Source organism: Microbacterium sp. NPDC056736, assembly GCF_042790415.1.
In the GTDB taxonomy this organism is placed as follows: domain Bacteria; phylum Actinomycetota; class Actinomycetes; order Actinomycetales; family Microbacteriaceae; genus Microbacterium.
In genome coordinates, this window is sequence record NZ_JBHTZE010000004.1 from 191337 (window position 1) to 204622 (window position 13286).

At 73.1% G+C, this 13286-nt stretch carries 11 protein-coding genes; 7 read left to right on the forward strand and 4 right to left on the reverse strand.

The features are described 5' to 3' along the window. Positions 1–131: 131 nt before the first annotated feature. On the reverse strand, positions 132–1898 hold the full coding sequence (locus tag ACFRAL_RS10315; protein ID WP_336398423.1) for a biotin carboxylase N-terminal domain-containing protein: 1767 nt from the start codon (positions 1896–1898) through the stop codon (positions 132–134). 112 nt (positions 1899–2010) lie between these two features. Next, on the reverse strand, positions 2011–2688 hold the full coding sequence (locus ACFRAL_RS10320; protein ID WP_336398424.1) for a nucleoside triphosphate pyrophosphatase: 678 nt from the start codon (positions 2686–2688) through the stop codon (positions 2011–2013). A gap of 42 nt (positions 2689–2730) precedes the next feature. On the opposite strand from ACFRAL_RS10320, the gene ACFRAL_RS10325 reads away from it, so the two are divergent. Genes ACFRAL_RS10325 through ACFRAL_RS10340 form a run of 4 tightly spaced genes read left to right on the forward strand, consistent with a single transcriptional unit; the run spans position 2731 to position 7125 of the window. Beyond that, entirely contained in the window at positions 2731–4104 is a 1374-nt protein-coding gene (locus ACFRAL_RS10325) for a class I SAM-dependent RNA methyltransferase (RefSeq protein WP_378882435.1), read from the forward strand. 9 nt (positions 4105–4113) lie between these two features. Continuing rightward, positions 4114–4791, forward strand: coding sequence for a response regulator transcription factor (locus ACFRAL_RS10330; RefSeq protein WP_336398426.1), 678 nt, complete (start codon positions 4114–4116; stop codon positions 4789–4791). Continuing rightward, positions 4781–6028, forward strand: coding sequence for an ATP-binding protein (locus ACFRAL_RS10335; protein WP_336398427.1), 1248 nt, complete (start codon positions 4781–4783; stop codon positions 6026–6028). The genes ACFRAL_RS10330 and ACFRAL_RS10335 overlap by 11 nt, the downstream gene beginning before the upstream one ends. Further along, positions 6025–7125: a hypothetical protein gene (locus ACFRAL_RS10340; protein ID WP_336398428.1), complete on the forward strand. Its 1101-nt coding sequence runs from the start codon at positions 6025–6027 to the stop codon at positions 7123–7125. The genes ACFRAL_RS10335 and ACFRAL_RS10340 overlap by 4 nt, the downstream gene beginning before the upstream one ends. Before the next feature lie 301 nt (positions 7126–7426). Here the strand turns inward: ACFRAL_RS10340 and ACFRAL_RS10345 are convergent, their stop codons facing one another. Next, positions 7427–7660 carry an acyl-CoA carboxylase subunit epsilon gene (locus tag ACFRAL_RS10345; RefSeq protein ID WP_336398429.1) on the reverse strand — a complete coding sequence of 78 codons (234 nt, stop codon included), beginning with the start codon at positions 7658–7660 and terminating at the stop codon, positions 7427–7429. After that, on the reverse strand, positions 7657–9246 hold the full coding sequence (locus ACFRAL_RS10350) for an acyl-CoA carboxylase subunit beta (protein WP_378882441.1): 1590 nt from the start codon (positions 9244–9246) through the stop codon (positions 7657–7659). The genes ACFRAL_RS10345 and ACFRAL_RS10350 overlap by 4 nt, the downstream gene beginning before the upstream one ends. Before the next feature lie 194 nt (positions 9247–9440). On the opposite strand from ACFRAL_RS10350, the gene ACFRAL_RS10355 reads away from it, so the two are divergent. From ACFRAL_RS10355 to ACFRAL_RS10365, 3 genes are read left to right on the forward strand one after another with little or no spacing between them, the layout of a single operon-like run. After that, positions 9441–11723, forward strand: coding sequence for a serine hydrolase (locus ACFRAL_RS10355; RefSeq protein ID WP_378882444.1), 2283 nt, complete (start codon positions 9441–9443; stop codon positions 11721–11723). A 52-nt stretch (positions 11724–11775) separates the two neighbouring features. Beyond that, positions 11776–12597, forward strand: a complete 822-nt coding sequence (locus tag ACFRAL_RS10360) for a biotin--[acetyl-CoA-carboxylase] ligase (RefSeq protein ID WP_378882447.1) — start codon at positions 11776–11778, stop codon at positions 12595–12597. A 54-nt stretch (positions 12598–12651) separates the two neighbouring features. Next, entirely contained in the window at positions 12652–13236 is a 585-nt protein-coding gene (locus tag ACFRAL_RS10365) for a PH domain-containing protein (protein WP_336398433.1), read from the forward strand. Positions 13237–13286 lie beyond the last annotated feature (50 nt).

Consider the following 13286-nt stretch of genomic DNA (forward strand, 5'->3'; position numbering starts at 1 on the left):
GGATCCGGAATTCGGAGAACCTGCCGCTTTCCGGCGAGGCCGCGGCGTGTCGGTCCGGAGACAGCGCGGAAGTCCGGATTCCGGATCGGGGGAGGATGACGGATGCCGCGACCCGCGGCATCCGGCGCGCGTCAGCTGATCGTGAGGAGCTGGTGGCCGGCAGACACGGTCGTGCCCGGATCGGCGTCGATCGCGCCGATGACGCCGTCCTTGTGCGCCTGGATCGGCTGCTCCATCTTCATCGCCTCGAGGACCACGACCAGGTCGCCCTTGACGACCTGCTGCCCGTCCTCGACGGCGACCTTCACGACGGTGGCCTGCATCGGCGATTTCACGGCGTCGCCCGACGCGCCGGCCACGACCGAGGGGGAGTGCGAGCGGCGCGACGGCGGCACGGCGGCGGGGCGCCCCGCGACGCCGACGGGGGTCACGACGCGGTCGGGCAGGCTCACCTCGAGACGCTTGCCCGCGACCTCGACGACGACCGTGTGGCGCGCCTCTGCGGCGGTCGGCTCGCTGAGCTCGCCGTCCCACGGCGGGATGTCGTTCACGAACTCCGTCTCGATCCATCTCGTGAAGACGCCGAAGCGGCCGTCCTCCGCGGTGAAGGCGGGGTCGCGCACGACGGCCCGGTGGAACGGGAGCACGGTGGGCAGGCCCGAGACCTCGAACTCGTCGAGGGCACGGCGTGAGCGCTCCAGCGCCTCGGCGCGGTCGCGGCCGGTGACGATGATCTTCGCCAGCAGCGAGTCGAAGGCCCCCGAGACGCTGTCGCCGGCGGTGACGCCGGAGTCGAGGCGGATGCCGGGACCGCCGAACGTCTTGAACACGTGGATCGGCCCGGGCTGGGGGAGGAAGCCGCGGCCGGGGTCCTCGCCGTTGATGCGGAACTCGATCGAGTGGCCGTCGGCGACCGGGTCGTCGTAGCCGAGCTCTTCGCCCTCGGCCAGGCGGAACTGCTCGCGCACCAGGTCGATGCCGGTGATCTCCTCGGAGACGGGGTGCTCCACCTGCAGGCGGGTGTTCACCTCGAGGAAGGAGATCGTGCCGTCGGCGCCGATGAGGAATTCGCACGTGCCCGCGCCGACGTACCCCACCTCCTTGAGGATGGCCTTCGACGCCTCGTACAGCGTCTTGTTCTGCGCCTCGGTCAGGAAGGGCGCCGGTGCCTCTTCGACGAGCTTCTGGTGACGGCGCTGCAGCGAGCAGTCGCGCGTCGAGACGACGACGACGTTGCCCGCGGCATCCGCGAGGCACTGCGTCTCGACGTGTCGCGGCTTGTCGAGGTACTTCTCGACGAAGCACTCGCCGCGTCCGAAGGCGGTGATCGCCTCGCGCGTGGCGGATTCGAAGAGCTCGGGGACCTCGTCGAGGGTGCGGGCGACCTTGAGGCCGCGGCCGCCGCCGCCGTAGGCCGCCTTGATGGCGATGGGCAGACCGACCGACTGTGCGAAGGCGACCACCTCGTCGGCGCCCGACACGGGGCCGGGGGTGCCGGGCGCGAGGGGCGCGCCCACCTTCTCGGCGACCGCGCGGGCGGTCACCTTGTCGCCGAGCGCCTCGATGGCCTCCGGGGACGGGCCGATCCAGACGAGCCCCGACGCGATGACGGCCCGCGCGAAGTCGGCGTTCTCGGCCAGGAAGCCGTACCCGGGGTGCACGGCGTCGGCGCCCGACCGGCGGGCGACCGAGAGGATCTTGTCGATCGAGAGGTAGGTCTCGGCGCTCGTGGAGCCGTCGAGCGCGTAGGCCTCGTCGGCGAGGCGCGCGTGCATCGCGTCGCGGTCCTGGTCGGCGTACACGGCGACCGAGGACTTCCCGGCGTCGCGGGCGGCGCGTATGACGCGGACGGCGATCTCGCCGCGGTTGGCAACGAGAACCTTGGCGATCTGAGGCATGAGTGCCAGCCTACCGACGGCACCCCGAGGGCTTTTGACCGGTTCGTACAAGAACCGACCAGAAACGTGGGATTCCTACTACAACGCCGACGGCTCCGCGACGCGCGCCGAGCTAGTGCGCGGACGTCTCGTCGAGCGACGGGTCGGTCGTGTTCCACAGCGCCGTCCAGTCCACGCCGAGCGCGCGGACGAGGTCGCGGAGGGTCGACAGCGACATCCCGACGACGGTCGACGGGTCGCCCTCGACGCGCGAGATGAACGCGCCCCCGAGGCTGTCCACCGTGAACGCGCCCGCCACGTGGAGCGGTTCGCCGGTGGCGACGTACGCGTCGATCTCGGCATCCGTCACATCCTCTGCGAACGAGACGGATGCCTCGGCCGTCGCGTGCACCTCCCGCGGCTGCTCGTCCGGCGCGACGCGGACGACGGCGTGTCCCGAGTGCAGCACGCCGGTGCGTCCGCGCATCGACCGCCAGCGGGCGACGGCGTTCTCGGGGGTGTAGGGCTTGCCGAGCACCTCGCCGCCGATCTCGAACATCGAGTCGCCGCCGATCACGATGCCGTCGAAGTCGGGGATGTCGTCGCGCAGCCGGGCGGCGACGTCGGCGGCCTTGCGGCGCGCGAGCAGCAGCACGTGCTCGTCGGGCGCCAGCGTGCGCCGCTCCGCGCTCTCCACCGCGGCGATCACCGCCTCCTCGTCGACGGCGGGCGCGAGGGTCAGCGGGCGGATGCCGAACTGCTGCAGCAGCATGAGCCGGGCGGGGCTGGTCGAGGCGAGGCAGACGCGCATGCGTCCACCGTACGCAACGGCCGGGGGACGTAGGCTCGACGGGTGAGCGGAACCGGCGACATCCTCGACCTCGACATCACGGGCGTCGCCCACGGCGGCGTCTTCGTCGCCCGCCATGAGGGGCGAGTGGTCTTCGTGCCCGACACGATCCCGGGGGAGCGTGTGCGCGTGCGGCTCACCGACACCGCGAAGAAGTCGTTCTGGCGGGCCGAGACGCTCGAGGTCCTCGACGCGTCGCCGCACCGGCAGCTGCATGTCTGGCGGCAGGCCGATGTCGACGTGCCGCCCGAGCACCGCCCCGGCGGCGCCGACTTCGGGCACATCTCGCTGGAGCACCAGCGCCGGCTGAAGCTCGAGGTGCTCCTGGACGCGCTGCACCGCTTCGGCGGCATCGCCGATCCCGCCGCGACGATGAGCGGCGCGTCCGCTCCGGTCGACGGCGACGAGGTCGACGGCGACGAGGCCGACGCCGAGACCGTCGACGGCACCGGATGGCGCACCCGCGTGAGCCTGCACGTCGACGCCGACGGCAACGTCGGCCAGTACGCCGCGCGCAGCCACCGGGTGATCCCGCTCGAAGACCTGCCGCTGGCCACCGCCGAGGTCGAGCGCGCGGCCATGGCTCTCCACGGCGGCGAGCCGGGGCGCATCGACCTGGTGCAACCGGCGGACGGCCGCGTGCGCGTGCTGCCGCGCCCCGATGCGGTGCGGCTCACCGGTCCTCGCGGTGGCCGGGGGCGGCCCGGGCGACGTCCGGGGCGGCCCCAGGCCAAGGCGCCGACCCCCGAGGTGATCGTCGAGCGCGTCGGCGGGCGCGGGTTCCGCGTGGACGCCGGCGGGTTCTGGCAGGTGCACCGGCTGGCGGCGCACACGCTCACGACCACCGTCGCGGCGGCGCTGCGGGCCCGGGCGGGCGACGCGCCCGCCGTCGATCCGGACGCCTGGCACCTGGACCTCTACGGCGGCGTCGGCCTCTTCGCCGCGACGCTGGGGGAGCTCGGCGGTCCCTCCACCCGTGTCACGAGCGTCGAGTCCGACTCCCGTGCGACCGAGCATGCCGGTGAGAACCTCGCCGAGTGGGTGGGCGCGCGCGCCGAGACCGGGCGGGTCGACCGGTGGCTGGCGCGGCTGGCGGCAGAGGCATCCGCCGCCGAGAAGGAACGGCTGGCGCGCGGTGTCGTGCTGCTCGACCCGCCCCGCTCGGGCGCAGGACGCGAGGTCGTGGAGCACATCACGACCCTGTCGCCGGCCACGATCGTCTACGTCGCGTGCGACCCGGTGGCCCTCGCCCGCGACATCGCGACGTTCCGCGCCGGGGGGTACGAGGTGGCGGGCATCGACGCACTGGACGTCTTCCCCAATTCACATCACGTCGAGGCTGTGGCCCTCCTCACCCGCGCCGACGCACGTGGATAGGCTGAGCGCATGACGCGCGTCGCCCTCATCGACGACCACGAGTCGGTGCGGCTCGGGCTCCAGGCGGCGTGCGCGCGGGCCGAGAGCATGAATGTGGCCTTCTCGGGCAGCACCGTGACGGAGTATCTGGACTGGCGTGCCTACGCGCGCCAGGCGCCGGCCGACGTCGTCGTGCTCGACCTCACGCTCGGCGACGGGACGACCGTGACCGAGAACGTCGGCCGTCTCGTGCGCGACGGCTCGAGCGTCATCATCCACAGCGTCGCCGACCGCCCTGCCGCCGTGCGCGAGGCGCTCGCCGCCGGCGCCGCCGGGGTGGTGAGCAAGTCCTCGCCGATCGACGACGTGATCGCCGCGGTGCGCACCGTCGCCCGCGGCGAACCCCTCAACAACGTCGAGTGGGCCAGTGCCGTCGAGGGGGATCGCGCGTTCGCCGACGCACAGCTGTCGGCGCGTGAGCGCGACGTCCTGCGGCTCTACGCCGCCGGGCTGCCGCTCAAGGTCGTCGCGGACCGCCTCGGCGTGGCCTATTCCACCGCCAAGGAGAACATCACCCGCATCCGCGTCAAGTACGTCGAGGTCGGGCGCCCCGCGCCCACCAAGATCGATCTGCTCCACCGCGCGGTCGAGGACGGCATCCTCGTCGAGCCGTCCGCCGACCCGGGAGACGTGGCGCGTGGCCGCTGACGTGCAGACGGGCGTGCTCGACACGGCCTGGGGGCAGATCCCGCATGCCACGCATGCGACGGCGGGGATCGGGTCGTTCACCCGGTCGCGGGTCGAGCGCATCATCTCGCTCGCCGCAGGCCTCGGGTCGGTCATCGTCGGCCTGCAGTCGTTCCTGACCGCGCTGGGATCCGCCGACGAGCGCCCGGGCTGGCACGAGGCGCTCATGATCTCGGTGTTCGGGTCGCTCGCCGTCATGATCCTGGCCTGCATCATCGGCCGCGGGGTGCGCATCGCGGCCGGCGCGTTCGCGATGATCTACGTCCTCGCCCTCGTCGCCTGGCCCATCGCGACGGCCGGCGTCGCGCCGCCCTCGCTCGAGGAGCCGTGGATCTGGCTTCCCCTCAACCTCGCGACCCTGGCGGCCGTGCTCGCCTTCCCCTTCCCGCTGCAGGTCATCTGGACCGCGCTGACGCCGCTGCTCTTCGGGATCGTGCGCCTGATCCAGGTCGGCTTCGCCCAGGAGTACTGGCTGGTCGTCGGGCTCGACGTGTCGTTCACGCTCATCCTGGGCGGCGTGATCCTCACGCTCGGGTGGCTGTTCCGCTCGATGGCCGTCAACGTCGACGAGACGCGCGCCCGCGCCGTGGCCTCGTACGCGAAGGCGGCCGCCGCGGACGCCGCCGAGCAGGAGCGCGTCGCCGTCGCGGCGCTCATGCACGACAGCGTGCTGGCCGCGCTGATCGCGGCGGAGCGCGCGACCACGCCGCGCGAGCGCACGCTGGCGGCGACGATGGCGCGGGAGGCGCTGACGCGGCTGGCCAACACCGAGCAGGACGACCACGAGGGCACCGACGAGCCGTGGGATGCCGCCACCCTCGCCGCCGAGGTGGGCGAGGCCGCCCGCGACCTGGGCGTCGAGGTCGACGTCCAGCGCGACATCGACCCCGCCTCGCCGCCGATCCCGGGGCGCGTGGCGCGGGCGCTCACGCTCGCCGCGACCCAGGCCGTCGCCAACGCGATCCAGCACGCCGGCGGCGCGGGTCTCGGCGTGGCCGTGATCTGCGGCGGCGGACGGGTGCGCGTGGAGGTGCACGACGCCGGGGAGGGCTTCGATCCGGATGCCGTCCCCGACGATCGCCTCGGGATCCGTGCGTCGATCGTGGCGCGGGTCGCGGCCGTCGGCGGGAAGGCCGACCTGCAGACGGGACCGCACGGCACCGTCGTCCGCCTGTCGTGGCAGGAGGCGGCCGCATGATCAGCGTCAAGAACGTCCTGGCCGTGCTGGCCGTCGCCTTCACGGCGTACCTCGCCGCCCGCGGGCTGTCGTGGACGGGCCCGGTGCCCTACCCGCTCGTGGTCGTCACCACCCTCGCCCTCTATCTCGCCACCACCTGGCTCTGCATCTTCTGGGAGCCTGCGGCGGTGAGGGCTGCCCGCGCCGCGGCCGAGGCGGCCGGACCCGGCGCGCCCCGCGACCCCGCAAGGCCCGAGGCCGCGGGCGACGGCATCCGCGGTTCGATGCCGCTGCCCGTTCCCGCCCAGGTGCTCGCTCTGGCGTGCGCCCTCATCGTGCCGAGCGCCATCGCCCTCTCGGTCGGCGAGGCCGCGCGCACCGATCCCTTCGCCACCTGGTACCTGGGCGGCATCGGGGCGCTGATGACCATCGTCATGGTCCGCCGCCGGCCGTGGACGGCCTGGGCGGGCATCGTCGCGCTGTCGGTGGCGTCGATGGCGTGGATGGGGCCGCTGACCGCGCTCGGTCTCGGCCTCGTGGGCTCGATCGTCTGGGTCGCCGTCGCGCAGCTGCTCGTGCGCTCGATGGATCGCGCCGCGCGCGACACCTCGCGTCTCACGCGCCTGCAGCGCGCCGCGACGGCCTGGCAGACGTCCCAGGTCGTGCGTCAGCGGGAGCGGCGGGTGCAGGTGCAGAAGGCGCTCGCGGTCGCCGGGCCCGTGCTTACGCGGACCGTCGCGAACGGCGGCGCCCTCACCGACGACGACCGCCTCGAGGCGCGCATCGCCGAGGGCCGGCTGCGCGACGAGATGCGCGGGCCGCGTCTCCTCGACGACGACGTGCGCGCCGAGCTGGAGCGGGCGCGACGGCGCGGTGCGAACGTGACGGTGCTCGACGAAGGCGGGCTGGACGACGTCGACGAGGACACGCTGGCGGTCATCCGGGCGCAGCTGGCCGAGACCCTGCGTTCGGCCAGCTCCGACCGCCTGTACATCCGCACGTCGCCGGACGAGCGGGTCGCGGTGACGGTGGTGGGGCGATCGCCGTCGGTCGGCGCCCCCAGCGACGAGGACGCGGTCGACCTCTGGCGCGAGATCCCGCATCCCGGGAGGGTGTGACGACGCGCCGCGCCCGTCCGCACTCGCGGACGGCGTCTGTCGGCGCACACGATCCCCGCCCAGCAGGGGGAGGGACGCCGGACGGGGAACGAAATCGAAGGAGGCGAGGGGCGGCGAAGCCGCCCGCCCCTCGCCTGGCGGACGGTTACCCGAAAACCGTCCGCGTGGCCGGACCCGGGGTATCCGCATGACGGATCCGGGTCGGCCGAACGCAAAAGCGTTCCAGCGAATCCAGTATCGCCACGCGATGCGACCGGTGTCTGTAGGTATTTCGGGGGACACGGCCATGCCCGCGCGGGGGTCAGCCGAAGCGTCCCCAGCCGAGATCGCGCCGCAGCGGGCGGCGAAGGTCGCGCTGCGACAGCTGCCACGCGGTGCGGCGGGCGCTGTCGTCGGCGACGGCCTCCGCGGCCTCGCCGACGTAGGCCTCGCTGACGACGGCGATGAGCGCCGCGAGCTCCTCCTCCGTGGCAGTGCCGCGGAGGACGTCGATCGTGACGCGGTCCGCCTGCGACCCGTCGTCCGCGATGCTCACAGCGGGATGTTCCCGTGCTTCTTGGGCGGCAGGCTCGCGCGCTTGCCGCGGAGGGCCCGCAGCGCCTTGGCGACCGACACGCGGGTGGCCGCGGGCTCGATGATGCCGTCGAGCTCGCCGCGCTCGGCGGCGAGGAACGGCGAGGCGACGTTGTAGGTGTACTCGTTCGCCAGGCGCGTGCGCACGGCGGCGACGTCTTCGCCCGCCTCCTCGGCCCGCTTGATCTCGCCGCGATACAGGATGTTGACCGCGCCCTGCCCGCCCATCACGGCGATCTCGGCGGTCGGCCACGCCAGGTTGATGTCTGCGCCCAGCTGCTTGGAGCCCATCACGATGTAGGCGCCGCCGTACGCCTTGCGCAGGATCACGGTGACCAGCGGCACGGTCGCCTCGGCGTACGCGTACAGCAGCTTCGCGCCGCGACGGATGACGCCCGTCCACTCCTGGTCGGTGCCGGGGAGGTAGCCGGGCACGTCGACGAGGGTGACGATCGGGATCGAGAACGCGTCGCAGAAGCGCACGAAGCGGCTGGCCTTCTCGCCGGCCTCGATGTTGAGGGTCCCCGCCATCTGCGACGGCTGGTTGGCGATGATGCCCACCGAGCGCCCCTCGATGCGGCCGAAGCCGATGACGATGTTCGGGGCGAACAGAGGCTGCACCTCGAGGAAGTCCTCCGCGTCGACGATGCCGCGGATGACCTGATGGATGTCGTACGGCTGGTTGGGCGAGTCGGGGATGATCGCGTTCAGCGCGCGATCGGCATCCGTCGTCTCGAACTCGAATCCCGTCTCGTAGACCGGCAGCTCGGCCATGTTGTTGTCAGGGAGGAAGCCGAGCATGGTGCGGACGTAGTCGATCGCGTCGTCCTCGTCCTCGGCGAGATAGTGCGCGACGCCCGAGCGGGTGTTGTGCGTGTGCGCGCCGCCGAGCTCCTCCATGCCGACGTCCTCGCCGGTCACGGTCTTGATGACGTCGGGGCCGGTGACGAACATCTGGCTGGTCTTGTCGACCATGACGACGAAATCGGTGAGGGCGGGGGAGTAGACCGCACCGCCGGCGGCCGGGCCCATGATGATCGAGATCTGCGGGATGACGCCCGACGCCTGGGTGTTGAGGCGGAAGATCTCGCCGTACTTGCCGAGGGCGACGACGCCCTCCTGGATGCGCGCGCCGCCCGAATCGAGGATTCCGACGATCGGGATGCCGGAGCGCAGCGCGAACTCCATCACCTTGATGATCTTCTCGCCGGCGACCTCGCCGAGCGAGCCGCCGAAGGTCGAGAAGTCCTGCGAGTACACCGCCACCGTGCGACCGTGGATGGTGCCGACGCCCGACACGACGGAGTCGCCGTAGGGGCGGGACCGGTCCATGCCGAACGCGGTGGTGCGGTGGCGGACGTACTCGTCGAGCTCGACGAAGCTGCCGGTGTCGAGGAGCATGTCGATGCGCTCCCGCGCGGTGCCCTTGCCCTTCGCGTGCTGCTTCTGCTTGGCGACCTCCTCGGGATCGAGCACGGCCTCCTGGAAGCGGGCGCGGAGGTCGGCGATCTTGCCGGCGGTCGTCGAGAGGTCGGGCTGCTCGGTCACGGATTCCACCCTATCGGCGGGGTCGGCGCATCCGTTGGAGGGTCCGCACAAGGGGTCGCGGCATCCGCTGTGGCCCGCCTCACGACGTCGCGCGTCCGGCGGCGGGCGACGTCGGGCACGGGGGTCGCTCTCATCTTCTTCTCATGCGGCGGATCCGCAGGGCGCAGACGCCGCCCGATAGCGTCGGGGGCACGATGTCGTCGCGTCGAAAGCTGCTCGGGTTCTGGACGGCGCGAACCATGCTGTTCGCGCTGCCGGTCGTGATGGTCCTCGCCGCGAGCCCGTCGGGTGCGCAGTCCGTGCCGTCCCCGTCGCCGAGCCCGACGGCGACCTCCGCCGCCGCACCGACGCCGGTGGCCACCGCCGGGCCGGAGCCCACGGCGGCACCTGAGCCCACCGCGGCACCCCACACCACGGCGGCACCTGAGCCCACCGCGGCACCGGAGGAGGGCGGTGGGCAGGTCGAGCCCGGCGAGCCCGTCGACGACGGGTCGCAGCCCGACCCTGATCCGTCGGCGAATCCGCTCGCGCCCGACAGGGACACCCCGCCCACGGACGAGGCGCCGCAGCGGCGCGCGCAGCGCCAGGAGGCGGTTCCGCAGGATTCGCCGCGGGAGGCGACGGCGACCGACGCCGTCGCCGTCCCCAACACCGCGCGGGTGTCGGGGATCGACCGGTACGCCACGAGCGTCGCGGCGTCGTCGAACGCGTTCCCGAGCGGCGCGCAGACGGTGCTCGTCGCCTCGGGCGCTGCGCCGGCCGACGGCATGATCGCCGCGGGCCTCGCCGCGGCCCTCGAGGCGCCGCTGCTGTACGTCCAGCCGAACGCGGTGCCCGAGGTCGTGGCCGCCGAGATCGCGCGACTGGGGCCGCAGCGCGTCGTCGTCGTCGGCGGTGCGCTCGTGGTGGGCGACGGCGTCGTCTCGCGGCTGCGAGAGCTCGTCCCCGATGTCAGCCGATACGGCGGCGGGAACCGGTACGAGAGCTCGCGCCTGGCGCTGGCCGGGATCGGATCGGCTGTCGACACCGTGTACGTCTCGAGCGGCCTCTCGCTGGTGGACTCCGCGCTCGCCTCGGTCGCGGCAGCCGCCACGTCCCGCGGTGCGCTGCTGGTGAACGGTGGTGCCGCGGCCGACGCGGCCACCGTCGAGGCGCTGCGGGCGTCGGGCGCGGGGAGCATCGTCATCGTGGGCGGCTACGGCACCGTCGGGGCAGCGCACGAGGACTCCCTGCGTGCGGCCGGCTTCGCGGTGAGCCGCAAGGTCGGTGCCGATCGCTACGCGCAGTCCGTGCTGATGGCGGCCGAGCGCACCGAGCCGGTGCTCCGCGCGATCGTCGTGAACTCGTTCACGAACCCGGACCTCGCGGTGGCGGCCGCGCTCGCCGCGGTGAGCCGTCAGCCGCTGTACTACGCGATCGAGCCCTGCACCCCCGACCCGGTGGCGGCCGCCATCGCCGCGACCGGCGCCGCGGTGACCGCCGTGGGCGGTCCGGTGTGGCTGGGGCCGGCGGTGCTCGTCAACCGCTCGTGCAGCGCCGAGAAGGACCTGCGGCAGTCGCAGCTCGGCTCGGCCATCCGCGCGACCATCGCGCAGTACCCGGGCGCCTACTCGGTCTCGGTGCACCAGCTCGACGGGCTCCGCGTCACGACGGACGTCGGCGGCGGAGTGCGCCGCGAGCCCGCGAGCATGATGAAGATCTACGCCGCCTGGGCGGCCCTGCAGCTCATCGAGCGCGGCGAGGCGTCGTGGGGCACGCGGCTGTCGTCGGGCGTCGACCTCTCGACCTGCATCCACGTCATGATCCACGCCTCCGACAACGGCTGCCACAGCGACATCGTGCACTGGATCGGGATCGGCCGCCTGAACTGGATGATCCAGGCCTCCGGCTGGACGCAGACCTCGTACGGCAGCGTGCCGCCGGGGACCAGCGTCCTCTACGCGGGCAACCGGACCACCAGCAACGACCTCAGCAACATCCTCGAGCGGCTCGCCTCGGGCAACGCCCTCACGCGGCCGTACGCCGACCATCTCCTGCGGCTCATGACGGACCAGATCTGGCGGTCGCGCATCGCCTCGGGCATCCCGCCCGGCGTGCGCCAGGCCACCAAGCCCGGCTCGCTGTGGGTGAGCTCGGGTCTCATGCAGGGCGACAGCGGTGTGGTGTGGGGCACGGAGTCGACGTACGTCCTCTCGATCATCGGCGACCAGGCCCCGCCGCAGGCCGCGCTGCGGGCCGTCTCGCGCACGGTGTACGAGTACTTCAACGGCCCGTTCGGCACCGCCGCGTGGTACCCCGCCCAGCAGATGGTGACGGTGCGCGCCACCGCCCTGCGCACCTCCCCGGGCGGGGCGATGACCGTCGTGCTGCCGGCCGGCGCGCCGGTGGAGGTCCTCGACGCGAACCGCATCTGGTACCAGCTGCGCTACGGCGATCGGCAGCTGTGGACGGTGTTCTCCGACCTCAGGAACCGATAGCGCAGCACCGGAGGGGGTGGGCGGGCGACCTCATGGGCGTAGCGTGAGGACCATGACGTTCTCGTCCGACGGGTTCCCGCTCACCGCCGCCATCAGCCCGCGCGTCCAGGTCGTGGAGTCGACGGACTCGACCAACGCGGATGTGCTGCGCCACGTCGCGGAGGCGCCCGCGGACTGGCCGCACCTGTCCCTCCTCCTGACGAACGACCAGCGCGCGGGCCGCGGTCGCCTGGACCGCACGTGGGTGACGCCGCCGGGCACCGCCCTGGCCGTGTCGGTGCTCGTGGACGTCACCGGCCTGCCGGTCGCCGCGCGCGGCTGGATCCCGCTCATCGCCGGCGCCGCGATGACGCGGGCGATCGGCGCACAGCTGACCGGCAGCATCCACACCGCGACCCTCAAGTGGCCCAACGACGTGCTCCTGGACGGCCAGAAGGTGTGCGGCATCCTCGCCGAGGTCGTCCCCGGCCGTCCGGACGCCGTCGTGGTCGGAGCGGGCGTCAACACGCGGATGACGCGCCCCGACCTGCCGGTGACCACGGCCACATCCTTCGCCGTGCACGGCCTCACGTGCGACGAGGACCGCCTGCTCGCCGACTACCTCGGCGCGCTGGACGAGCAGCTCAAGGCCCTCGTCGCGGCGGGCGGGGATGCGGGGGCGTCGGGGGTGCAGGGCGAGGTCGAGGCGCTGTGCGGCACCCTCGGTCACGACGTGGCCGTGTCGCTGCCCGACGGCCAGACGCTGTGGGGGCGAGGTCACCGCATCGACCCGGACGGGCGGCTCGTGATCGTCCAGGACGACGAGTACGAGAGCGTGGTCTCGGCGGGCGACGTGGTCCACGTCCGGACCCGGCCGTCGACCGCACCGGACTGAGCCGAACCGGCGGGTGCGCGCCGCGGTGTCGCGGCCACCGGTCACAATGGGAGCATGACGCAGCCGACGAGCTACGGCGGCAGGCCGCTCACCCCGGCCCCGGGCGCCCCCACGCCGGAGCTGCTCGTCGCGCGCTTCCGCCCCCACGCCCGCAGGCTGTTCTGGTCCGCGCTGGTGCTCATCGCCGTCGCAGCAGCTTGCGGATACCTTTACGGCAACCTCCCTGCCCCGTTCGAGGACTGGATGCTGCTGGGTGCCGGCGCCGCCATCGTCCTCCTCCTCGTGCTCCTGCCGTTCCTCGGCTGGTGGGCCCACGTCTACACGATCACGACCCGGCGGGTCATGGAGCGCCGTGGCGCCTTCGGCGTGAAGAAGCGGGAGCTCGCCCACGTGCGCGGCTACACGCTCACGGTGCGCCGGGGCGTCCTGCAGCGCCTGTGGGGTGCCGGCACGATCACCCTCGCGAACGGCGTCGACGAGCCCCTGCGCCTGGCCGACATCCCGAGCGTCGAGCTCGTGCACGAGGCGCTCGTCGACCAGGTCGAGGTCAACCAGATCCTGGCGCATCGCGACGCCCAGCCGCTTCCGCCGGGCCCGCCGCCCGCGGTCCCGCCCCGGCCTCCCGCGCCGACCTCCTGACGCGCCGCCTCCCGCTCGCGGGTGCGGGATGATGGAGGAGGTCTGTCTGC